The sequence below is a fragment of the Enterobacter vonholyi genome (genome assembly GCF_040834095.1).
Taxonomy (GTDB): domain Bacteria; phylum Pseudomonadota; class Gammaproteobacteria; order Enterobacterales; family Enterobacteriaceae; genus Enterobacter; species Enterobacter vonholyi.
This window is the reverse complement of sequence record NZ_CP162152.1, coordinates 1,178,321-1,201,702: the sequence shown is the minus strand read 5'-3', so window position 1 is coordinate 1,201,702 and position 23,382 is coordinate 1,178,321. Positions and strand designations below refer to the sequence as shown.

Genomic DNA, 23,382 nt, shown 5'->3' with positions numbered 1-23,382 from the left:
CTTCATTACTCTTCTGATTTATCGAATTTTTCACAGCTCCGGTTGACTGACAACGACGGAAAAGGCATAAGTTAAAGCGAAATATTATTAGCCATCCGGATGTCCAGACATAACATCGGGTTAGCGCTTCCCAAAAAGGACACCATCATGAGCAACACCGATATCCGCGTCGTGCCTGGCCCGGCGAATTACTTCTCTCATTCCGGAAGCCTTGCGCATCTGAATGACTTCTTTACCCCTGAACAGCTTTCCCGCGCGGTGTGGATCTACGGCGAGCGCGCGATCGAAGGCGCGCGCCCTTTCCTGCCGGAGAGCTTTAATGCGCCGGGGGCGAAACACCTGCTGTTTAAAGGCCACTGCAGCGAGCGCGACGTCACCCATCTGGTGAATGAATCCGGCAGCGACGCCAGCGTGGTGATTGGCGTTGGCGGCGGCGCGGTGCTCGATGCCGTCAAGGCCGTGGCGCGCCGCTTAGGAGTGCCGTTCGTGGGCATCCCCACTATTGCCGCCACCTGCGCGGCGTGGACCCCGCTCTCCGTCTGGTACAACGATGCCGGTCAGGCGCTACATTTTGAGATCTTCGACGACGCCAACTTCCTGGTGCTGGTGGAGCCGCAGATCGTCCTTAACGCACCCGCGGAATACCTGCTGGCGGGCATCGGCGATACGCTGGCGAAGTGGTACGAAGCGGTAGTGCTCGCCCCGCAGCCTGAAAAGCTGCCGCTGACCGTACGGCTGGGCATCAACGGCGCGCTGGCTATCCGCGACGTGCTGCTGGAGCACAGTGAGGAAGCCCTGGCTGACCAGCAGCGCGGTGAACAGACGCAGGCGTTCCGGGACGTGGTGGATGCGATTATCGCAGGCGGCGGGATGGTCGGCGGTCTGGGCGAACGCTATACCCGCGTGGCGGCGGCGCATGCGGTGCACAACGGTTTGACCGTGCTGCCGCAGACGGAAAAATACCTCCACGGCACCAAGGTGGCCTACGGCATTCTGGTGCAGAGCGCCCTGCTCGGCCAGGACGACGTGCTGGCACAGCTGGTCTCGGCGTATCGGCGTTTTAACCTGCCGACCACGCTTCGCGCGCTGGAGGTCGATATTAACAGCCGAGAGGAGCTGGATAAGGTGATTGCCCACACCCTGCGTCCGGTGGAGTCAATTCATTATCTGCCGGTGACGTTAACGCCCGACGTTCTGCGCGCGGCGTTTGAGAAGGTGGAATACTTCAGCCGTTAATCTCCCTGACCGTCTATACCTAATGATGATTCTTACCACTCTCGTAACGAGGTCATCATGCAGATCGATTTAACAGGTAAAAAGGCGCTGGTTACCGGTGCCAGCCGCGGGTTGGGTCGGGCTATTGCACTGTCGCTGGCGTGCGCCGGTGCGGATGTGATTATTACGTATGAAAAATCTGCCGATAAAGCCCAGGCGGTCGCCGATGAGATTAAGGCGCTGGGACGACACAGCGAAGCCGTGCAGGCCGACAGCGCCAGCGCGCAGGCGATTCAGGATGCCGTCACCCATGCGGCACGTTCCCTTGGCGGGCTGGACATTCTGGTCAACAACGCGGGTATCGCGCGCGGCGGCTCGCTGGAGTCCATGACCCTGGCGGACATTGACGCGCTCATCAACGTCAACATTCGCGGCGTGGTGATCGCCATTCAGGAAGCGCTGGTGCACATGTCTGACGGCGGGCGCATTATCAACATCGGCAGCTGTCTGGCCAACCGCGTGGCGATGCCGGGTATTGCCGTTTACTCGATGACCAAGTCTGCCCTCAACTCCCTCACCCGCGGGCTGGCTCGCGATCTGGGGCCGCGCGGTATTACCGTTAACCTTGTCCACCCCGGCCCCACCAACAGCGATATGAACCCGGAAGACGGCGAACAGGCGGAAGCCCAGCGCCAGATGATCGCGGTCGGCCACTACGGCCAGCCGGAAGACATCGCGGCGGCAGTCACGTTTCTTGCCAGCCCAGCCGCCGGGCAGATCTCCGGTACCGGCCTGGATGTGGACGGCGGGTTGAACGCCTGATCGCACCTTTTCTGCAAGCCTCTGCTGCCCGGCAGAGGCCTTTTCGAGCCGCCTCGACGGTTTGCGTTTTGCCTCTTACCTGTATTTTTTCTCCGCTCTACAGTACCCCATAAGAAATTCGGAATTTATCTAATAGTCTTATTATTTCCTTATATTTTGTGTGGGCGTACAGTGGAGGTACGGATGAAGATTGTCTGGTCAAAGAATGCAAAGAAAGAGTTTTCCAAAATCGATGGCCGATATCAGCGAAGAATCAAAGCAAAACTTGCTGAGCTGGACGATCGCTCAGCTCCCCGGCCCGATATCAAAAAAATATCGGCAACAGAAAATCATTTTCGGCTACGCGTTGGCGATTACCGCACTCTGATTACACTTCGGGACGATCCCGATAACCATTGTTATGTTTTGGCCGTCAAGCGCAGAACATCAACGACCTACCTTCACGAGGAGAAAGCCCCCTATGGCTGTTCAGCTAATTAAGGACGATGACGGAAAAGCGCAGTACGTCGTTATTCCCTATGATGAATACTTTCGTATGTGCTTACAGATGGCAGAAATTGACGACGAAACCGATGATGATCTAGAGGATATTGAAGTCGAACACGATTGTTATGATGACGTAGGATTACCTGGTGAAGTATGCGACGTCATGCATAACGAGAACGTCAGCCTGCAGGCCGCGTGGCGTATCCTGCGCGGGCTATCCCAGCAGGAGGTGGCGGAGAAACTGGGCATCAGCCAGTCCGCCGTGTCACAGCTGGAAGCGCTGGACTCCCGTCCGCAAAAGCGCACCCGTGAAAAGCTGGCGGCGATCTACGGCTGTAAGCAGGAACAGATCAGCCTCTATTTACCGAAAGAGGGTTAACAGCACTTCGCCCCGCCCTTGCCGCCGTAGCGGGCGTCCTGGCGGTCACGGAAAAATTCTTCGTAGGTCATGGGCGTCTGGTCCGGATGGTTGACGCGCATATGCTCGACGTAGTTGTCGTAGTCCGGCACGCCAATCATCATTTTGGCGGCCTGGCCCAGGTACTTACCGGCTTTGGAAAGGGTGTCGAACATAGTTCTGATCTCACAGGGAATGTAGGCCGGGTAAGGCGAAGCCGCCACCCGGCACACGGGTTAATGCGCCCCTTTGGCCTGGGTCACAATCTCTTCCAGGTTTTCAGGCATTGGCTCGTACGGCGTCTCTTTCGCCGTTGGCTTATCGTTTTTCAACGCAGCCAGCGCGGTCCTGAGAGAATACAACGCCAGCACCACGACCACCACCATAAAGAAGATGGTTAGCCCGGCGTCCAGACGGTTGTTAAACACCAGCTGCGACAGCTGCGATTCGGTGTACTGTGCCGGGATCTTGCCGCTGTCGATCATCGCCTGGAACTTGTTGGCGATCGCCAGGAAGCCCACCTTATTATCCGGGCTGAAGGCTTTCTGCCAGCCCGCCGTCAGGGTACAGATAAGCAGCCACGCGGTTGGCACCAGCGCCACCCAGGCGTAACGCTGGCGCTTCATCTTGAACAGCACCACCGCGCAGAGCATCAGCGCCATGCCCGCCAGCATCTGGTTGGCGATACCGAACAGCGGCCACAGGGTGTTAATCCCGCCCAGCGGATCGACCACGCCCTGATGCAGGAAATACCCCCACGCCAGCACGCACAGCGCCGTCGCCAGCAGGTTAGCCGGGAGCGAATCGGTCCGCTTCAGGTTCGGGGAGATGACGCCCAGCAGATCCTGCAGCATAAAGCGCGCCGCACGGGTTCCCGCATCCACCGCCGTCAGGATAAACAGCGCTTCAAACAGGATGGCGAAGTGATACCAGAACGACACGTCCATCAGCCCGCCCAGCGCGCCGTGAAGAATATACGCCATGCCGACCGCCAGCGTCGGCGCGCCGCCTGCACGGGAGATAATCGACTGCTCGCCCACTTCGCTGGCGATGCTCGTCAACGTATCAGGGGTAATCGCAAAGCCCCAGCCGCTCACCACCTGCGCGGCAGACGCTACCACGTCAACGGTGCCGGCCGGGGCCAGGACCGCCATCGGGCTGTTCATTGCGAAATACACGCCCGGGTCGATAATGCAGGCGGAGACCAGCGCCATAATGGCCACGAAGGACTCCATCAGCATACCGCCGTAGCCGATCAGGCAGGCCTGATTTTCATTCGCCAGCATCTTCGGCGTGGTACCGGAGGCAATCAGCGCGTGGAAGCCCGACACCGCGCCGCAGGCGATGGTGATAAACAGGAACGGGAAGAGATTGCCGGTCCAGACCGGGCCGGTACCGTCGATGAATTTGGTTAATGCCGGCATGGTCAGGGTCGGACGCATAATCAGAATGCCGATCGCCAGCCCGACGATAGTACCGATTTTCAGGAACGTTGAGAGATAGTCACGCGGAGCCAGCAGCAGCCACACCGGCAGCACGGCCGCCACAAAGCCGTAGCCCACCAGCATCCAGGTCAGCTGTACGCCGGTAAAGTCGAAGAACGGCGCCCAGGTCGGGCTTTCCGCCACCCAGCCGCCGGAGATAATGGCGAACACCAGAAACACCAGGCCAATCACCGACACTTCACCAATCCGGCCCGGACGCAGGTAGCGGATATAGATCCCCATAAACAGCGCCAGCGGAATGGTGAAGGCAACGGTATACGTTCCCCAGGGGCTGTGGGTCAGCGCTTTCACCACGATCATCGCCAGCACCGCGAGGATGATCACCATGATCATAAAGGTCGCCACCAGCGCAATCACCCCGGCAGTGGCCCCCATCTCCTCTTTCACCAGCTCACCCAGCGAACGTCCGTCGCGGCGGGTAGAGACGAACAGCACCATAAAGTCCTGCACCGCGCCTGCCAGCACCACGCCCGCCAGGATCCAGATCATCCCCGGCAGGTAGCCCATTTGCGCCGCCAGCACCGGCCCCACCAGCGGGCCTGCCCCGGCAATCGCCGCAAAATGGTGACCGAACAGCACTTTCTTATCGGTCGGCACGTAGTCCAGACCGTCGTTATGGCGAACGGCAGGCGTCATGCGCGTTGCGTCAACGCCCAGGACGTTCTTCGCGATATAGCGGCCATAAAAACGATAGGCGATCAGGTAAACGCAGACCGAGGCGACGACGATCCAGAGCGCATTGATCTGTTCCCCCCGGTTGAGGGCGATATAGCCCAGGGCAAAGGCTCCCACAACGGAGAGCCCTGCCCATGTAAGGTATTTCCCTGAGTTGTTCATAGTTGTTGTCCGTTGTTGTGAAACAGTGAGATGTTACATTTTGTTTCTAGAACAACCGGAAAAATTTAACAACTTTGAAACGCAATAATGCGTGGTCAAACCAGAGATTTACACCACAGTGTTAAGCCGATCACTTTGATCTGCCTGGGCTAGCCCAGCACCATCGTACTCAACCGGCAGGTGCAGCACCGCCGCCCCTGCTCGTCGAAGACCACAATCTCCCAGCTCTGGCTCGAACGCCCAAGATGCAGCGGCTGACACACGCCGCGAACCTTGCCGTGGGAAACTGCCCGATGATGCGTGGCGTTCAGCTCCGTTCCCACCACGCTCTGCCCGTCGCGGGTCATCAGAAATCCGGCCATTGAGCCGAGCGTTTCCGCCAGCGCCGCCGAGGCACCGCCGTGGAGCAGGCCAAACGGCTGATGGGTTCGTGCATCCACCGGCATCTCCGCTTCCAGCGTGTCATCCCCGAGGCGGGTATAGACGATGCCCAGGTTCGCCACCAGGGTATTCACGCTGGTGGCGTTCAGTTCTTCAAGCGATAAATGACGTTTCCAGATCATTTATGCCCCCAGCGTGGAGCCGCCGTCCACCACGATATCCTGCAGGGTGATGTGGCTGGCGGCATCGGAGGCAAGAAACAGCACGGTCGCAGCTATCTCCTGCGGGCGGGCAATTTTGCCCAGCGGAATGCCGAGCTTAAACTGCTCGCCGAAGCCGCGGATGCGCTGCTGTTCCGCATCGTCGCTTTTCCACAGGGTGCGCTGCATATCGGTGTCCGTTGAGCCCGGCGACACCAGATTGCAGCGCACGCCGCTGCCCGCCAGCTCCAGCCCGACGGTCAGGGCCAGGCTTTTCAGCGCCGCTTTCGATGCGCCGTAGGCGCTCATGCCGATGCGCGGCGCGTGCGCCGCGTCGGACGCCACGGTGACCATCGCCCCGCCCTGCTGGCGGCGAAACTGGCCCATCGTCTGCTGGAAAAGGTTGAACGCTCCGCCGACGTTGACCGCGAAGGTATGCTGCCAGTCCTCCTGCGAGAGCTGGTCCGTCGCCCCCATGCGCAGAATGCCCGCGGCGTTGACCAGCACGTCCAGCCGTTCGAGCGAAGCCAGCGCGCGCCCGCAAACCTCATGTACCTGTGCGGCATCCGCCACGTCCAGCGTTTCGGTGGCAAACGGATAGTCATCCTGCGGGAAGGCAAGATCGAACCCGGTCACCTGTGCGCCTGCTTCGGCAAACGCCAGTGCGGTCGCGTAGCCAATCCCCTTCCCCGCGCCCGTCACCCAGACGGTTTTGCCGGTAAAATCGAATCCCGCCATTACTTCACCTCGCGGGAAAGCAGCGCCCACCAGGCGTCGAGAGTGGGATTTTTTGCCAGCATCACGAAGTCGATATCGCCGTGCACTTTGCGCCAGCGGGCGGCCAGCGCCATCATGCGCACTGAATCCAGGCCGTAGTCGATCAGGTTTTCGTCATCCATCGGCTCGTCGGACTCGTCCAGCAGCGGAAGGATCAGCTCGCGCAGCGCGGCTTTCGAGGCCGGAACGGACGGCAGCAGCTCGTCGGTCATCACCACGCGGCCAGAACGCCCGGCCACGTAGTTCAGGGACATCAGGTGCTCGTCACGGGTGAAATCTGCCAGCGCGTCGGCAATAAAGAACGGCTTAATGTCGCGCATAAAGGCGTCGGTGGCGGTGGTCATGCAGCCGATGTGAGCGTACACGCCGGTAATTAGCAGCTGGTTGCGGCCCGTCTCTTTCAGCATCTGCTCCAGCGGCGAGCGGTGAAACGCGCTGTAGCGCCACTTCACCAGCACCGTGTCCGCTTCGTCCGGGGTCAACTCGGCGACGATGCGCTGCTGCTCCGGCGAGCGGGTCAGGCCCGGCCCCCACATGTCGTTCAGCAGGGCGCGGTCTTCATCGCTCTGCTCTTTTGGCTGCGCGGTGTAGTAAACCGGGATATTGTGTTCTTTGCAGTACGTGCGCAGTTTAGCGATGTTCGCTACTACCTGCTGCATCATCGCGCTATTTTCGCCCCAGAAGTTCAGGAAATACTCCTGCATATCGTGGATCAGCAGCGCCGCGCGCTCGGGCTCAAACGCCCAGTTCACCTTGTTGGTCGGCAACTCTGCGGCGGTTGGCAGCGCGTAAGCGGTTAATTTTGGAATGGCCATACTCTGTTCCTCAGCCCCGGGCGCGTTCAGCAAGCCACAGGCGCAACTGTTTCTTATCGACTTTGCCGACCGGCGTCAGCGGGAGCGCATCCACGCTCTCCACGCGGTCCGGCAGCTTGAATTCGGCAACGCCCTGCTCGCGCAGGAAGCGACGCACCTCGACCGCGCGCAGGGGCTGTTTCACCACCAGATACGCGCAGCTCTTCTCGCCCAGCAGGCTGTCCTCCATGCTCACCAGCGCGGCGTGGATCACCGACTCATGGCGCAGCAGCAGGTTCTCGATCTCTTCGGCGGCGATCTTCTCCCCGCCGCGGTTGATCTGATCTTTCTCTCGACCCTGCACGGTGATATAGCCCTGCTCGTCGATGGCGATCAGATCCCCGGAGCAATAAAAGCCGTCGGCGTCAAAGGCGCTGGCATTGTGTTCCGGGCTGTTGAAATAACCGCGGAAGGTATACGGCCCCCGCGTCATCAGGCGTCCGACTTCCCCGCGCGGCAGCGGGTTGCCGTGCTCGTCGGCCACCCACACTTCGTCGTCCGGGCACATCGGGCGGCCCTGGGTGTTGATGATGCGTTCCGGCGCGTCGTCGAGCGCGGTGTAGTTCACCAGCCCTTCCGCCATGCCGAACACCTGCTGAAGCTGGCAGCCGATTTCAAGCGGAATGCGCGCCGCGAGCGTGGCGGAGAGGCGCGCGCCGCCCACCTGCAACAGCTTCAGAGAGTTGAGCTGCGCGCTGCCCGCGCCGTCGGCAATCGCCTGCAGCCAGAGGCTCACCGCCGGCGGAACCAGCGAGGTGACGTTAATCTGATGCCGTTCAATCAGCGGGAAGCAGAGCGTAGCGCTCGGATCGTTCGCCAGCACCACGCAGCCGCCCGCGGTGAAGACGCCCAGCGATCCCGGCGAGCTCATGGCGTAGTTATGCGCGGCGGGGAGCGCATTCAGGTAACGGGTTTCGGCGGTAATGCCGCAGATCTCGTTGCTGCGGCGGATGCTGTAGTCGTAGTCGTTGTGCGTCCGCGGGATCAGCTTCGGCGTGCCGGTGCTGCCGCCGGAGAGCTGGAAGAAGGCCACTTCGTCGGCGGGCGTCGGGTTCGGGATGAAGTTGTCGGCCGGACGGGCCATCGCCGCGTCCAGGGCATATTCACCCTTATCGCCGCGCAGGAGCACGACGCGTACCGAACGGTGTTCATCCACGAAAGCGTTGAGGAAGTCATCGCCCGCAAACAGCGCATGGTCGCGATCGGCGATCAGCACGGCGGGTTTGATCTGCGCCGCGTAGGCGTTCAGCTCGCTGCGCTGGTGGCTAAAGAGCGCGTTAACCGGCGCGACGCCGATTTGCAGCAGCGCGAAGAAGGTGATGTAGAACTCGGCCACGTTGCCAAGCTGCACCAGCGCGGTCTCGCCGCGATGCAGCCCACGCCCCTGAAGGGCTGAGGCCAGGTTGTTCACCGCCTGATTAAACGCACGGTAGGTGATGTGCCGCTCGCCGTCAATTATCGCCACGGCATCGCTGTCCGCGCGATCCGTCAGGATGTGGGTCAACGGCAGATCCTGCCAGTAGCCTTTTTCACGGTAGCGGCGGGCAAATGCCTCAGGCCAGCGGGTAAAGGGAATGGTCATGAGTCTTCCTTAGTGCAAACCAAATACGTTGAGCATGGTGGAGAGCTTCACGCCCGTCTCGCGCCACTCGCCCACCGGCGAGGAGGCAGGCACAATGCCCGCGCCGGCAAACAGGCGAACGGTATTTTTATGCAGACGCGCGCAGCGGATGGTCACCACCCACTCGCCGTTGCCTTCGCTGTCGCACCAGCCGACGATGCCGCCGAACAGCTCGCGGTCGAACGGCTCAAGCTCGGCGATCAGCTCTTTCGCCGCCTGATGCGGGAAACCGCTCAGCGCCGGGGTCGGGTGCAGAAGGCAGGCCAGGGTCAGGGCGTTTTCGTTTTCACGCGCGTCACCTTCAACCGGCGTCGCCAGATGCCACAGCGTCGGCGTGGTAATCAACTGAGGAGAATCAGGCATGGTGAGATGATGGCTGCGCGGTGCCAGAATGGCCTTCATCGCCTGGGTCACCAAATCGTGCTCGTGGCGATCCTTTTCAGAGGCCAGCAGCTTATTGCCCGCTTCGCGATCTAATACATCATCGGGCTGACGACGCGCCGAGCCTGCCAGCGGCAGCGAACTAAAGTGCGCGCCCTCTTTGCGCAGCAGCAGTTCAGGGCTGGCGCCGAGGAGCACGCCGCCGTCTTCCAGCGGCACGTGGAAGTTGAAGCTCGCCGGGTTCTGGGCGATCAGGCGCTCCATCAGGGCGCCGCTGTCCATGTTTTTGTCGGTCGCGATATCAATCAGGCGCGACAGCACCACCTTGTTCACCTGCGGCGTGGCGGTGAGCGACGCGGCGCGAGCCACCATCTCTTCGAAAACGGGCTGCGGCGGGATCTCGGTGCGTTGTTCCACCTTCAGTGCCTGCGAGCCGGAAAAATAGCGTGCAGACTGCTGACGTGCCGGACGGGAAAAGGTCTGCCAGCGTTGGGGAATAAACAGAGAGGACGGCTTGCGGGTATCGAACGGGATAGCCCCTACCATCACCGGATGAGCGATACCGCTGGCTTTCGCATTCAGGAAGGCCTGGGCTAATTTTTGCTGGAAGCGACCCGCCGGATCGTCACCGCCAACTGCGGGTTCACTGAAGCGGGCAAAGCAGCCGGACGTAGTAAAGCTGCGGTAAGGCGACATAAAGAAAAAACGGTCTGATTCCAGCGTGGTTGCGGCGTGCTGAACTTCCTCAGCCAGGGACGTATCCATATCATCCTCCTTAAAATGATAAAAGAAGCAATAATGATTATCATTTATATTTTCGTCGGCTAACCTAATCCCACATCGCTCCGCTGTCAACCGTCGGGCAAATAACTTGTGCGACAAAAGCTTGCATCCAGATGCTGCAGCCATGAAAATGAGAAGCATTATCCTCAACAAAAACAGGATCCCGCGTTGTGAAATTCCCTGCCATTTTCCGTAATCCCCTGCTTTTATTGGCACTTTTTGTTTTAGGACTTACCTCAGCCGCTGCCGCCGACTGGCCGCGTCAGGTGACTGACAGCCGCGGCGTTCACACGCTAGAGAGCAAACCGACGCGCATTGTCTCTACCAGCGTGACCTTAACCGGCTCCCTGCTGGCGATTGACGCCCCGGTCGTCGCCAGCGGCGCGACCACGCCGAACAACCGCGTGGCCGATGCGCAGGGCTTTTTGCGCCAGTGGGGCGATATTGCGAAACAGCGTCAGGTTGCGCGGATGTATATTGGCGAACCGAGCGCCGAAGCGGTCGCCGCACAAATGCCGGATCTGATTTTGATCAGCGCCACCGGCGGTGATTCCGCGCTGGCGCTGTACGATCAGCTCTCCGCCATCGCGCCGACGCTTATCATCAACTACGACGACAAGAGCTGGCAGGCACTGCTGACGCAACTGGGCACCATCACCGGGCAGGAAAAACAGGCCAAAGAGCGCATTGCCGCGTTTGATAAACAGCTCGCGCAGGTGAAACAGCAGATGAAACTGCCGCCGGAGCCGGTGAACGCCATCGTCTACACCGCCGCCGCGCACAGCGCCAACCTGTGGACCGCAGAATCGGCGCAGGGCAAGCTGCTGCAACAGCTGGGCTTTACGCTGGCGGACCTGCCCGCCGGTTTGCAGACCTCAACAAGCCAGGGCAAGCGGCACGATATTATCCAGCTGGGCGGTGAAAACCTGGCAACGGGACTGAACGGCGAAGGGCTGTTCGTGTTTGCCGGCGACCAGAAAGATGTGGATGCGATTTACGCCAACCCGCTGCTGGCGCATCTGCCGTCGGTGAAAAACAAACGGGTTTGGGCATTGGGAACCGAGACGTTCCGCCTGGATTATTACAGCGCGATGCTGGTGTTAGACAGATTGAATACGTTGTTTAAGTAGGCATTTTCCCACCCTCTCCCTGTGGGAGAGGGCCGGGGTGAGGGCATCAGGCCACACCGTCGTTCAACACAACCTCCTGCCTGAACCGCCGCAATTTCACCAACGCCACTAACAAAATCACGCCAACCATCGCTAACGCAAACCCGCTGCTGCTCGCCGACGCCGCCGGGGTCATTATCGCCCCCAGCCCGCCGAGGATCGCCGCGCCAATCGCATCGCCCGTGACGTTCTGCGCCGTCCACAGGCCGTTGATGCGCCCGAGCATCCCTTCCGGCGTCTGGGTCTGGATCAGGGTGTACTGCAGCAGCGAACTGATGGCGCTCAGCCAGCCGAAAATCACCAGGCACAACACCCCGAGCGCCCACGCCGGCATCAGGCTAAAGAAGCCGATGGCGATAAACGACGCCAGAGTGGCAAGCAGCATAATCAGCCCCGGACGCGCGCTCTGCGCCAGGTTGCCGCTGGTCAGCGCCCCGCACGCCGCGCCGAGCGGAATAGCCGCGTAGAGAATGCCAATCTCCGAGGCGCTCATCTGCCACTCTCCCGCTAATGCCGGATACAGCACGCGCACGGCGCTCGCCATGGTCAGCAGGCCGCCGAGCAGCGCAATGCCGCCAATCAGCGGGTTGCTGAACAGGAAACGAATCGCGGCCATCAGCGATTTCAGGGGATGCTCGCGCGGCTGCGGCGGAGGCGGCAGCAGCGGCAGGCGCAGCAGCGTCAGCGTGGTGATAAAGGTCCCTGCCGCCGCCAGCCCGTAGTTCCACGCCACGTTGCCGGTCGCCAGCAGCAGGCCGCCCACCATCGGTGAAATCACCGAGCCGAGGCGCACGGTGAGCATGGTGATCGCCCCCGCCTGCATCAGATTTTCTCGCCCGACCAGCGCGGGCGTGGCCGCCAGCAGCGCCGTCACGCCCAGCGAGGCGAAAAAGCCGTCCCACAGCCCCAGGGCATAAATGGCGATCAGCGACGGCTCAGGCAGCATGGCGTTCAGACACAGCCCGATAAAGCCCACGCCGCAGGTGCCGCGCGCCAGCAGGATCAGCTTCTTGCGCTCGTAGCGGTCCGCCAGCACGCCGCCAACCATCAGGCCGATAAACATCGCCCCGCCGGTTAAGGTAACCGATAATCCCACCAGCCAGCTGGAGTGCGTCATGGTCTGGATCTGGACCGGCACGGCCACGCCGAGCAGGCCGAGGGATAAAATGGAGATAAAGCGAGCGATAAACACGGCGCGATAGGCCGGGTGCGTTTTGAGCAGGCTGAGGTTAAGCAGCCAGGATTTTTGATTCATGACAAAGCCTTGAGTGTAATTCTACCCATTCCATGGGCGCACATGCTAACATAGCCAAATAAGATAGATAACGATAATCACTATCATTATCAAATCATGGATGTTGCTATGTCGTTTTCCTCTTCTTCGGTGCGCGCCATTGCCGTGCCCGTTTTATTGCTGCTGTTGATCCTTGCGACTGCACTCAGCCTGCTGGTCGGCGCGAAGCCGCTTCCCGCGTCCGTCATCGTTGATGCGCTCACTGGCACCTGCCAAAGCGCTGACTGCACTATCGTGCTCGACGCTCGCCTGCCCCGCACCCTTGCCGGGCTGCTGGCCGGTGGCGCACTCGGCCTTGCCGGTGCCCTGATGCAAACCCTCACCCGCAATCCGCTGGCGGACCCCGGCATTCTCGGCGTTAACTCTGGCGCCAGCTTTGCCATCGTGCTCGGAGCGGCGCTGTTTGGGTTTACTTCTCCCTCTGAACAGCTGGCGATGGCTTTCTGCGGCGCGCTGGCCGCCTCGCTGCTAGTGGCGTTTACCGGCAGCCAGGGCGGCGGCCAGCTGAGTCCGGTACGCCTGACGCTGGCGGGCGTGGCGCTCGCGGCGGTGTTGGAAGGCTTATCTAACGGCATCGCCCTGCTCAACCCGGACGTCTACGACCAGCTGCGCTTCTGGCAGGCCGGCTCGCTGGATATCCGCACCCTTGAAACCCTGAAAGTGGTGGCGTTCCCGGTCATTATTGCTGCCGCCGTGGCGCTGTTTTTAGGCCGGGCGCTGAACAGCCTGAGCCTCGGCAGCGACACCGCTACCGCTCTAGGCAACCGCGTGGCGCGCACACAGCTGATTGGCCTGCTTGCCATCACCGTCCTGTGCGGCAGCGCGACCGCCGTGGTCGGTCCGATTGCCTTTATCGGCCTGATGATGCCGCACATGGCGCGCTGGCTGGTGGGGACGGATCACCGCTGGTCGCTGCCGGTCACGCTGCTGGCTACTCCTGCGCTGTTGCTGTTTGCCGACGTGCTGGGTCGCCTGCTGGTGCCGGGCGAGCTGCGCGTCTCGGTGGTCAGCGCCTTTATCGGCGCGCCGGTGCTGATCTTCCTGGTACGACGTAGACGCGGAGGTGGCGCATGATGGCCCCGTCCCGTCGTTTACTCACCAGCGTCTCGCTGCTAAGTATCCTCATTCTGCTGCTGGCGGTCTGGAGCCTGCGCAGCGGCGCGGTGACGCTCGATTTTTCTCAGATGCTTAACGCCCTGCTCGGCAGCGCGCCGCGCAATATCACCATGGTTGTCACCGAATGGCGCCTGCCGCGCGTGGCGATGGCGATTCTCGTAGGTGCGGCGCTCGGCGTCAGCGGTGCGATATTCCAGTCGCTGATGCGCAACCCGCTCGGTAGCCCGGACGTGATGGGACTCAACACCGGGGCCTGGAGCGGCGTGCTGGTAGCGATGGTGCTGTTCGGTCAGCACCTGACGGCCATTACCTTTACGGCAATGGCGGGCGGCATTCTGACGTCGCTGGTTATCTGGCTATTGGCCTGGCGCAACGGCATCGACACCTTCCGGCTGATCATTATCGGTATCGGCGTACGTGCGATGCTGATGGCCTTCAATACCTGGCTGCTGCTGCAGGCCTCGCTGGAAACGGCGCTTTCCGCCGGGCTGTGGTACGCAGGTTCCCTTAACGGCCTGACGTGGGGCAAAACCTGGCCCGCCGCGCCGCTGATTGTGCTGATGTTTATCGGCGCGCTGCTGCTGGTTCGCCGCATGCGGCTGCTGGAAATGGGCGACGACAGCGCCTGCGCGCTGGGCGTGAGCGTCGAGCGCTCGCGCCTGATGCTGATGCTGGTCGCCGTACTGCTGACCGCAGCCTCTACGGCGATCGCCGGGCCAATCTCGTTTATCGCCCTCGTGGCACCGCATATCGCGCGACGTCTTAGCGGGACGGCGCGCTGGGGATTAACCCAGGCGGCGCTGTGCGGCGCGCTGCTGCTGCTGGCCGCCGATCTCTGTGCCCAGCAGCTGTTTATGCCTTATCAGCTGCCGGTGGGCGTAGTGACCGTCAGCCTCGGCGGGATTTACCTCATCGTCTTGCTCGTTCAGGAGTCACGCAAGAAATGACAGATACAACCACTCGCTTGCGCGGCGAACATCTCACCCTCGGCTACGGCAAAAAAATCATTGCCCGAGACTTAACCGTTGCCATTCCGGACGGCCACTTCACCGCGATTATCGGCCCGAACGGCTGCGGCAAATCGACCCTGCTGCGCACGCTGAGCCGACTGATGACGCCGGTGGAGGGCAGCGTATTCCTCGACGGGGAGCAGATCCAGCGCTTCGCCAGCAAAGAGGTGGCACGCCGCATCGGGCTGCTGGCCCAAAACGCCACCACGCCGGGGGACATCACGGTGCAGGAGCTGGTCTCGCGCGGGCGCTACCCGCACCAGCCGCTGTTTACCCGCTGGCGTAAAGAGGACGACGAGGCGGTGAACCGCGCGATGCAGGCGACGGGGATCGCCGATCTCGCCCGGCAGAGCGTGGACACCCTCTCCGGCGGCCAGCGTCAGCGGGCGTGGATTGCGATGGTGCTGGCGCAGGAGACGTCGATCATGCTGCTGGACGAGCCGACAACGTGGCTGGACATCAGCCATCAGATTGACCTGCTGGAGCTGCTGAGCGAGCTGAACCGCACGCAGGGGTACACCCTGGCGGCGGTACTGCACGATTTAAACCAGGCATGCCGCTACGCCACGCACCTGATTGCCTTGCGGGACGGTGAGATTGTGGCCCAGGGTGCGCCGAAAGAGATTGTCACGCCGGAGCTTATAGAGCGGATCTACGGCATGCGCTGCATGATAATCGACGATCCGGTGGCGGGTACGCCGCTGGTGGTGCCGTTAGGTCGGCGGTAATTGCCGAGTGGCGGCTACGCCTTACCCGGCCTACATTTAGCTCCCGTAGGCCCGGTAAGCGCAGCGCCACCGGGCATTTGCACTATCCTAAAATTTCCTTCAACACCGGCCCAATCTTTTCAAACGCCTGCGGTGAAATGATATCCACGTGGGCGCAGTCCTGGCTGTAGACCTCCAGCTCCCCCACCCACGGCATCCAGGCCGTATGCGGATCCATCGTTCGCGTACGTTCGGCAACAAACAGCGTCGCTTTACCGTCAAAGCGTGAACTGTGCGCTGTGGTGAGCAGCCGCACCGCATCGGCGTAGTTGCCCTCAATGGCGTTAAACAGCTCGCTGGAGCCCTGTCCCTGCTGGGCGGCGATAAACGCCTGACGCTCGCGCTCGATCTCCGCCAGCACCGCCGGGTCGAGACCGTTAGCCTCTTTTTCCGCCCAGTTCTGGGTTTCCGGCGGCCAGGTATCCAGCAGGCCGAGGAACGACACCTCTTCACCCTGCTCGCGCAGACGAGCTGCAATGCCCTGCGCCAGCGTGCCGCCGAGGGAATAACCGAACAGATAATACGGCCCCTGCGGCTGCTGCTTACGCAACGTGTTCAGATGATGGTCGATCACCCCATCAAGATCCGCGCACTGCTGCATCGGGCCGTCCGGGCGCGGCGACTGAATGCCGACGATTGACCAGCGCGGGCTGAGATAGCGCGCCAGGACGCTAAACTGCCAGGCGAAGCCGGACGCCGGATGGAAGCAGAACAGCGTCGGGCCATCGCTCTCACGCAGCGGCAGAAGCGTTTCAAACCCCAGACGCTGCGCCTGCTCGTCGCTCATCGCCGAATCCAACAGCGCGCTAAGCTTGCTCACCGTGGAGGCGACCATAATTTGCCCCGGCGTCACCTTGCGGTTGAACGTGCGGCTAAGCTTCGCCGCCAGACGCATGGCCAGCAGCGAGTGGCCGCCGAGGGCAAAGAAATCCGCCTCGATGTCATTGATCTCGCAGCCCAGCAGCGCGGTAAAAGCCCGCGCGACGGCGATTTCGGTTTCGCTTTCCGGCGCCCGCCCGGAGGTATTGCGGGTCAGTTCCGGCAGCGGCAGCGCCTTGCGGTCAAGCTTGCCGTTGGCGCTCAGCGGCAGCGCGCTGATTTGCAGCAGCACAACCGGCACCATATGCGGCGGCAACTGGGCTTTGAGTGATTCCAGCAGCGCGTCACGATCCAGCGGTAAACCGGATCCAGAAACCACGTACCCCACCAGCTGACGGGCATCGCCACCCGTTGCAGCCGCCTGGTTGAAGACGCAGGCGTGCGCCACGGACTGGGCCACGTCCGGCAGCGACAGCATCGCCCGGTCGATTTCGCCCAGCTCAATGCGCTGACCGCGAATTTTTAGCTGATCGTCGCTGCGGCCGAGATATTCCACCGCGCCGTTATCCAGCCAGCGGGCAACGTCGCCGGTGCGGTACATGCGCTCGCCGGGAGCGAACGGGTCAGCAATAAAGCGGCTGGCGGTGAGGTCCGGACGGCCCAGATACCCCTGCGCCAGCTGAATACCGGTGAGATAAAGATCCCCCGCCACGCCGAACGGCACCGGGCGCATCATGGCATCCAGAATGCGCAGGCCCGTGTTCCACACCGGGAAGCCGATCGGCACGCTGTTGCCTGCAACTGCCGCCAGCTCAGGGCCATACGCCGGATACCAGCTGACGTCTACCGCCGCTTCCGTCGGGCCATAGAGGTTGTGCAGCGGCACGTGGGTCAGCTGTTCCCACTCGCGGCACAGTTCCGTCGGCAGCGCTTCGCCGCTGCAGAACACCTGCTTAAGCGTTTTGCAGCAGTCGACGTTTTCCGGCGTCAGTGAGGCAACAAACGCCGCCAGCATCGACGGCACGAAGTGGGTGGTGGTCACGCCGTAGTGGGTGAAGAAGCTCTGCATCGCCTGCGGATCGCGGTGCGCGTCCGGCTCAGCCATCACCAGCTTCGCCCCGGCGATAAACGGCCACCAGAACTCCCACACCGACACGTCAAAGCTGCACGGCGTTTTCTGCGCCACCACGTCGCTCGCGTTCAGAGGGTAGCGATCCTGCATCCACTTCAGGCGGTTGACGATAGCGGTATGGCCGACCATGACCCCTTTCGGACGCCCGGTCGAACCGGAGGTAAAGATGATATACGCCGTCTGCTCCGGCTTCGCCAGACGCAGCGGTTCAGCATCGGTGGCCGGTAAGAGTGTGTTGTAACTAAAGGCAGTAATCGGCAGATCGCTAAAGCGCGGAAGCTGTTCGTCAGTGGTAATGAGCAGCGACGGCTTCGCGTCCTCGAGCATCATCCGCAGGCGATCGTCCGGGTAGCCGGTGTCGAGCGGCAGCCACGCGGCGCCCGCCTCCACAATGCCGTGTAATGCTAACGTCAGGAATACCGAACGCGGCAGGGCCACCGCCACGCTGTCGCCCGGCTTCACGCCGCGCTCGCGCAGCTGGTTTGCCAGCGCGACGACCTGCTCGCGCATCTGGCTATAGTTCAGCTCAATATGCGCATCCGCCAGCGCCGGGGCGTCCGGCGTTTTGCTCGCTTGTTCCGCCACCAGATCCGCGAGCGTGGTGGACGGCAGCGCCAGTCCGGTATCGTTGATGCGCGCAAGCTGCGCGTATTCCTGTTCAGAAACGGTTTCCACTTCACCACAGCGCAGGTCCGGGTTGGCCGCAAACTGAATCAGCATCGCGTTCAGGCGAGCGACGTGACGCTTCAGCGTCGCTTCATCGTAACGCTGCTTATTGGCGAGGATCTCAATGCTTAATCCGCCCTGCTCGTCCGGGAACAACGCCAGCTCCAGATCGTTCACCGGTCCGGTCGCCAGCGTGTGGGTGATGGCCTCCACGCCGTCGATATCAAGCTGATAATCAAACACCTTAACGTTCAGAACGGGACCAAACAGCGCTTCATCACCCGCCGCTTTCCCGCTGTCTCGCACGATCTGCTCGGCGTCGTAGCGCTGGTGGCGGCGCATTTTTTTCAGCTGGTTCGCCAGGCGCAGCGCCAGCGAGGGCAGGCTCTCCTGCGCATTGATATTGACCACCAGCGGCAGGACGTTAAGCACCGGGCCGGTCGCGGTCAGCGCGGCAGACCCCATGCGGCGCATAAAGATAAACCCGGCGGCGTAGTCCAGGCGTCCGGTAAGACGGCCCAGCCACAGCGCCACCAGCGCAAGCGCCAGTTCAGTACGCTGCGTCTGCCCTGCCGCCTGAGCAAGATGGCTAAAGGCGCGACCGTCGGCGTCAACCTTCAGGCGAAGAATATCGGTCGTGGCGGCGCGGCCCGGCAGCGGCGCGGAAGAGAGCGAGACCGGAGAAGGCAGCTGTTTACGCTGCTCGGCCCAGAAGGCGCCGTCGCGCCGGTACGCCTCGCTGTCGCGATAGCGCTGGTACTCGTCCACCACCTCTGCAAATGGGGTAAACGGGGATTCCGGCGTGGGGTCGCCCTTTTTCCACGCGGCATAAATTGCGGCGATCTGGCGGGTAATGGCCGGGAAGCTGAAGCCATCCACTACCAGATGATGATAGCGCTGATACCAGTACCAGTGGTTTTCACCGACCTGAATCAGCTGGTGAAATGCCAGCGGCTGGCCGCTGTCGACGCGCAGGTTCTGGTTAAGATCGGATTCCATCAGCGCCACGGCGGCGGCGTGGGAATCAACGCGAACAACGGGCGGTTCCGGCAGAATGAAGGTGTCATCCACCCACTGCCACACCTCACCGTTTTCTTCCGCAAAGCGTATGCGCAGTGTATCGGCCTGCATCATGCCTGCGGCAATGGCTTTTGCCAGCAGTGGCGCATCAATATCGCCTTTCAGCTCGGTGTAGTGCGCCACGCTCCAGGCGTTTGGCAGCGTGGACAGCTGTTCCGCCATCCAGATACCCGGCTGGGCAGCGACGAGAGGAAGACGGTTCATGCGTTCTCCCCCGAAAAGTGAGACGGCTCAAGCGTTTGCCAGTGTTCCGCCAGCCACTGCTGGCACGCCTCCTGAGACTGTGCTTCGCACACCACGCGCCACCCTGCCGGCAGTTCGCACTGCTGCGGCCACAGGCTGTACTGCCCCTGGTCATTTTGCAAAATGGCGAACTGTCCCTGCGGATTATCGAAAGGATTGCTGAATTCCATACAGACTCCGTTAGTGAATAAGCGGCTGCCAGAGGGTCATCAGTCCCTGCGTCAGCCCACCGCGCCAGCAAAGCGCGTCGTGTCCGCCGTCAACCTGACGCCAGATAACCGGTTGGTGCGTCTGCATCGCGGCGTAAATCGCCTGATTCGCGCGGAAGATGAGCGGCTCGTTGCGCCCGGCTTCAAGAATGATGCGTAGCCCGCGAGGGGTTATTTCACCGGCTTTAAGTTGTTCGATTAATAGCCCTTCCTGCTGCCCGCCGCGGTGCGGCCACCAGTAGGAGCCGGACTGGCTGAGCACGCAGCCAAAACGCTGCGGCCAGTTGAGGCCTGCATAAAGAGACGCGAGCCCGCCAAAGCTTTGCCCTGCGACCACCGTACGGTCGGCGCGGTCGCTGAACGGCGCGCGTTTTTGGACAAGGGGGAGAAGTTCTTCCTGCACCGCCAGCCAGAAATCGGGATTGCACGGCAGCTCGCGGTTGCGATGCTGCATGTCGATAACATCGATTAAGACGTAGACCGCAGGCGGTAATTTGCGCTCGGCGGTGAGAGACGCCAGCGCAGGCCAGACCGGCATGCTTTCGGCCCAGAACTGCCCGTCGAGCAGCACCGCCAGCGGACGTTCCAGGTTGTCGTCCCCGGTGGTGAAAATCCAGACGCGGCGGCGATTTTTCAGGCGCGCGCTTTCCCACTCAATGCAAATCGGAGGTTGATACGGCGTATCGGGATGATTCCAGCCCGGCTGAACCGGCGCGTCCGGCATCTCCAGCGCGGAGACGGCATGGCCGCGCCCGCCGCGCCAGCTCTGCGGATTCAGCGGGTCTGCAACCGCGTGCGGCAGCAGCCTGCTCCAGCCCTCGCGCAGCGCCATGCGGTCCGGCTGCTCGCCTTCAAACACGACGCTGGCAAAATCGTTTTCATTCACAGAGGGGATAAAGCAGTAGCTTCCGCGCCACTCGGGGCTGAACTCACCCTGCCACTGCCAGACGTCGGTATCGGGAATGCGTTTGAGGGACTGCGGACGGGCATTTTGGTGATGATCGGTCACGCCGGTGACGTAGAGCCAGACGCGTTTGATCGGTGACGTTGTTTGCGTTCCTGCCGGGTCACGCCACCAGAACGTGACGCGATAGTTTCCCTTTTCCGGCTTCCATTCAGGCCCGTTTTTCGACTGCCACCACGCCTCACTTCCCGTTGTTAACGCCGTCACCCTTATAACCTCATGTTTAACAGTCTTTTTTGTTTCAGAGCAAATTTTATTGATAATATTATTGATAACTATTTGCATTTGCAATAGCGTAGTGCCCGCGCTGTGGGAAGCGCTCATAAAACAACCACAAAAGCAGGACGTACAATGAATAAGAAGATTCACTCTCTGGCCTTGCTGGTCAATTTAGGGATTTACGGCGTCGCGCTGCCCGCTCTGGCAGACGACAACACCGCCTCTGCGCAGCACGAAGACACGATGGTGATCACCGCCGCCGAACAGAATCTGCAGGCGCCGGGGGTATCGACCATCACCGCCGATGAGATACGTAAAAACCCGCCCGCGCGGGACGTGGCGGAAATCATCCGCACCATGCCGGGCGTTAACCTGACCGGTAACTCCACCAGCGGCCAGCGCGGGAATAACCGTCAGATTGATATCCGCGGCATGGGGCCAGAAAACACCCTGATCCTGATCGACGGCAAGCCGGTGACCAGCCGTAACTCCATCCGTCTGGGCTGGCGCGGCGAGCGTGATACGCGCGGCGATACCGGCTGGGTGCCGCCGGAGATGATCGAGCGCATCGAAGTGATCCGCGGTCCGGCCGCCGCGCGCTATGGCAACGGCGCGGCAGGCGGCGTGGTGAACATCATCACCAAAAAATTCGATGACCAGTGGCACGGCTCCTGGAATACCTACCTGAATGCGCCTGAGCACAAGGATGAAGGTTCCACCAAACGCACCAACTTCAGCCTGAGCGGCCCGCTGGGCGGCGACTTCAGCTTCCGCATGTTCGGTAACCTGGACAAAACCCAGGCCGACGCGTGGGACATCAACCAGGGCCATCAGTCAGATCGTACAGGTGCCTACGCCGACACGCTGCCCGCGGGCCGTGAAGGGGTGGAAAATAAAGACATCAACGGCGTGGTGCGCTGGGACTTTGCGCCGATGCAGTCTCTGGAATTTGAGGCGGGCTACAGCCGTCAGAATAACCTCTACGCCGGTGATACCCAGAACACCAACAACGACAACAGCTCCAGCGGCCTGGTGAAGAAGAACTACGGCAAAGAGACCAACCGTATCTATCGCCAGAACTTCGCGGTGACCTGGAACGGCGGCTGGGATAACGGCATCACGACCAGCAACTGGGCACAGTACGAGCACACCCGCAACTCCCGTCTGGGCGAAGGGCTGGCGGGCGGTCTGGAAGGCCTGTTCAACAGTAATAAATTCACCGACACCGATCTGGCCGACGTGATGCTGCACAGCGAAATCAACCTGCCGATTGATTTCCTCGTTAACCAGAACCTGACGCTGGGCACCGAGTGGAACCAGCAGCGTATGAAGGACTCCACCTCCTTCAAGCAAACCCAGCAGGGCGGCATCATTCCGGGCATGAGCAACGACCGCAGCCCGTACACCTCGGCAGAGATTTTCTCGCTGTTCGCCGAGAACAACATGGAGCTGACCGACAGCACCATGCTGACCCCTGCCCTGCGCTTCGACCATCACACCATCGTCGGCAACAACTGGAGCCCGTCACTTAACCTGTCGCAGGGTCTGGGGGATGACTTCACGCTGAAGATGGGGATCGCCCGCGCCTACAAAGCGCCGAGCCTGTACCAGACCAACCCGAACTACCTGCTCTACAGCAAAGGTCAGGGCTGCTACGCCAGCTCCGACGGCGTGGGCTGCTACATGATGGGTAACGACGACCTGAAGGCCGAAACCAGCATCAACAAAGAGATTGGCCTGGAGTGGAAACGCGACGGCTGGCTGGCGGGCGTGACCTGGTTCCGTAACGACTACCGCGACAAGATCGAAGCGGGCTACGCGCCGATCGGTCACACCTCGTCCGGTAAAGTGAAGACGGATATCTACCAGTGGGAAAACGTACCGAAGGCGGTGGTCGAGGGCCTGGAAGGCTCCCTGAACGTACCGGTCAGCGACACCATTAACTGGACCAACAATATTACATACATGCTGCAGAGCAAGAACAAGGAGACCGGCGATCGTCTGTCGATTATTCCAGAGTACACGCTGAACTCGACCCTGAGCTGGCAGGTGCATCAGGACGTGTCGCTCCAGTCGACCTTTACCTGGTACGGCAAGCAGCAGCCGAAGAAGTACAACTACAAAGGTCAGCCTGTGACAGGGTCTGAGAAAGACGAAGTCAGTCCGTACAGCATCGTTGGTCTGAGCGCAACCTGGGACATGACGAAAAACGTCAGCCTGACCGGTGGCGTGGATAACGTCTTCGACAAGCGCCAGTGGCGTGCGGGGAATGCCCAGACGACCGGGAACGCCACCACCGGCGCGTATATGTACGGTGCGGGGGCCTACACGTATAATGAACCGGGTCGAACCTGGTACATGAGCGTAAATACGCGTTTCTAAGGTAAAAACAAAACGGCAACCCAGTTGCCGTTTTTAGTGTTTGCTCCCTCTCC

At 61.2% G+C, this 23,382-nt stretch carries 20 protein-coding genes; 9 read left to right on the top strand and 11 right to left on the bottom strand.

All coding sequences use genetic code 11. The annotated features are described in order from the left end of the window. Positions 1 to 147 precede the first annotated feature (147 nt). From AB3N39_RS05620 to AB3N39_RS05605, 4 genes are all read left to right on the top strand, one after another. Complete coding sequence (locus AB3N39_RS05620; RefSeq protein ID WP_111964420.1) at positions 148 to 1,236, top strand: oxidoreductase; 1,089 nt, start codon at positions 148 to 150, stop codon at positions 1,234 to 1,236. A 57-nt stretch (positions 1,237 to 1,293) separates the two neighbouring features. Then, entirely contained in the window at positions 1,294 to 2,037 is a 744-nt protein-coding gene (locus AB3N39_RS05615) for an SDR family NAD(P)-dependent oxidoreductase (RefSeq protein WP_367897132.1), read from the top strand. A 183-nt stretch (positions 2,038 to 2,220) separates the two neighbouring features. Beyond that, positions 2,221 to 2,517, top strand: coding sequence for a type II toxin-antitoxin system RelE/ParE family toxin (locus tag AB3N39_RS05610; RefSeq protein WP_252092633.1), 297 nt, complete (start codon positions 2,221 to 2,223; stop codon positions 2,515 to 2,517). After that, positions 2,498 to 2,902: a helix-turn-helix domain-containing protein gene (locus AB3N39_RS05605; RefSeq protein WP_127729982.1), complete on the top strand. Its 405-nt coding sequence runs from the start codon at positions 2,498 to 2,500 to the stop codon at positions 2,900 to 2,902. Before AB3N39_RS05610 ends, AB3N39_RS05605 begins: the two co-directional genes overlap by 20 nt. On the opposite strand, the gene AB3N39_RS05600 is transcribed toward AB3N39_RS05605, so the two are convergent. From AB3N39_RS05600 to entC, 7 genes are all read right to left on the bottom strand, one after another. Further along, positions 2,899 to 3,096 (bottom strand): YbdD/YjiX family protein, encoded by a 198-nt coding sequence (locus tag AB3N39_RS05600; RefSeq protein ID WP_006809671.1) that lies wholly within the window; start codon positions 3,094 to 3,096, stop codon positions 2,899 to 2,901. The two genes, AB3N39_RS05605 and AB3N39_RS05600, sit on opposite strands and share 4 nt — an antisense overlap. 60 nt (positions 3,097 to 3,156) lie before the next feature. Continuing rightward, positions 3,157 to 5,262 (bottom strand): pyruvate/proton symporter CstA, encoded by a 2,106-nt coding sequence (gene cstA / locus AB3N39_RS05595; protein WP_136195333.1) that lies wholly within the window; start codon positions 5,260 to 5,262, stop codon positions 3,157 to 3,159. A 149-nt stretch (positions 5,263 to 5,411) separates the two neighbouring features. After that, positions 5,412 to 5,825, bottom strand: coding sequence for a proofreading thioesterase EntH (gene entH, locus AB3N39_RS05590; RefSeq protein WP_136195332.1), 414 nt, complete (start codon positions 5,823 to 5,825; stop codon positions 5,412 to 5,414). Beyond that, on the bottom strand, positions 5,826 to 6,581 hold the full coding sequence (entA, locus tag AB3N39_RS05585) for a 2,3-dihydro-2,3-dihydroxybenzoate dehydrogenase EntA (RefSeq protein WP_127729975.1): 756 nt from the start codon (positions 6,579 to 6,581) through the stop codon (positions 5,826 to 5,828). It abuts the gene before it with no gap. After that, on the bottom strand, positions 6,581 to 7,435 hold the full coding sequence (locus AB3N39_RS05580) for an isochorismatase (protein WP_115874463.1): 855 nt from the start codon (positions 7,433 to 7,435) through the stop codon (positions 6,581 to 6,583). Before AB3N39_RS05580 ends, entA begins: the two co-directional genes overlap by 1 nt. 10 nt (positions 7,436 to 7,445) lie before the next feature. Next, complete coding sequence (gene entE, locus AB3N39_RS05575; protein ID WP_136195331.1) at positions 7,446 to 9,056, bottom strand: (2,3-dihydroxybenzoyl)adenylate synthase EntE; 1,611 nt, start codon at positions 9,054 to 9,056, stop codon at positions 7,446 to 7,448. A 9-nt stretch (positions 9,057 to 9,065) separates the two neighbouring features. Then, entirely contained in the window at positions 9,066 to 10,241 is a 1,176-nt protein-coding gene (gene entC, locus AB3N39_RS05570) for an isochorismate synthase EntC (RefSeq protein ID WP_127729969.1), read from the bottom strand. Between the two features lie 188 nt (positions 10,242 to 10,429). Here entC and fepB point away from each other — a divergent pair, with 188 nt between their 5' ends. Next, on the top strand, positions 10,430 to 11,389 hold the full coding sequence (gene fepB, locus AB3N39_RS05565) for a Fe2+-enterobactin ABC transporter substrate-binding protein (RefSeq protein ID WP_367897131.1): 960 nt from the start codon (positions 10,430 to 10,432) through the stop codon (positions 11,387 to 11,389). A gap of 46 nt (positions 11,390 to 11,435) precedes the next feature. Here fepB and entS read toward each other — a convergent pair whose 3' ends face one another. Next, complete coding sequence (gene entS / locus AB3N39_RS05560) at positions 11,436 to 12,683, bottom strand: enterobactin transporter EntS (protein ID WP_133293969.1); 1,248 nt, start codon at positions 12,681 to 12,683, stop codon at positions 11,436 to 11,438. A 108-nt stretch (positions 12,684 to 12,791) separates the two neighbouring features. Between entS and fepD the strand changes: the two genes are divergently transcribed. The 3 genes from fepD to fepC are packed head-to-tail and all read left to right on the top strand — an operon-like array spanning position 12,792 to position 15,576. Continuing rightward, positions 12,792 to 13,796, top strand: a complete 1,005-nt coding sequence (gene fepD, locus AB3N39_RS05555; protein ID WP_367897130.1) for a Fe(3+)-siderophore ABC transporter permease — start codon at positions 12,792 to 12,794, stop codon at positions 13,794 to 13,796. Then, entirely contained in the window at positions 13,796 to 14,785 is a 990-nt protein-coding gene (gene fepG / locus AB3N39_RS05550; RefSeq protein WP_115876038.1) for an iron-enterobactin ABC transporter permease, read from the top strand. The genes fepD and fepG overlap by 1 nt, the downstream gene beginning before the upstream one ends. Beyond that, positions 14,782 to 15,576 carry an iron-enterobactin ABC transporter ATP-binding protein gene (gene fepC, locus AB3N39_RS05545; protein WP_143344809.1) on the top strand — a complete coding sequence of 265 codons (795 nt, stop codon included), beginning with the start codon at positions 14,782 to 14,784 and terminating at the stop codon, positions 15,574 to 15,576. The genes fepG and fepC overlap by 4 nt, the downstream gene beginning before the upstream one ends. A gap of 82 nt (positions 15,577 to 15,658) precedes the next feature. On the opposite strand, the gene entF is transcribed toward fepC, so the two are convergent. From entF to fes, 3 genes are read right to left on the bottom strand one after another with little or no spacing between them, the layout of a single operon-like run. After that, complete coding sequence (gene entF / locus AB3N39_RS05540; protein ID WP_367897129.1) at positions 15,659 to 19,516, bottom strand: enterobactin non-ribosomal peptide synthetase EntF; 3,858 nt, start codon at positions 19,514 to 19,516, stop codon at positions 15,659 to 15,661. After that, positions 19,513 to 19,725, bottom strand: a complete 213-nt coding sequence (locus tag AB3N39_RS05535) for an MbtH family protein (protein ID WP_274242300.1) — start codon at positions 19,723 to 19,725, stop codon at positions 19,513 to 19,515. The genes entF and AB3N39_RS05535 overlap by 4 nt, the downstream gene beginning before the upstream one ends. A gap of 10 nt (positions 19,726 to 19,735) precedes the next feature. Next, positions 19,736 to 20,935: an enterochelin esterase gene (gene fes, locus AB3N39_RS05530; RefSeq protein ID WP_325848744.1), complete on the bottom strand. Its 1,200-nt coding sequence runs from the start codon at positions 20,933 to 20,935 to the stop codon at positions 19,736 to 19,738. Between the two features lie 144 nt (positions 20,936 to 21,079). On the opposite strand from fes, the gene AB3N39_RS05525 reads away from it, so the two are divergent. Continuing rightward, positions 21,080 to 23,329, top strand: coding sequence for a TonB-dependent siderophore receptor (locus AB3N39_RS05525; RefSeq protein ID WP_133293963.1), 2,250 nt, complete (start codon positions 21,080 to 21,082; stop codon positions 23,327 to 23,329). Positions 23,330 to 23,382: the final 53 nt, after the last annotated feature.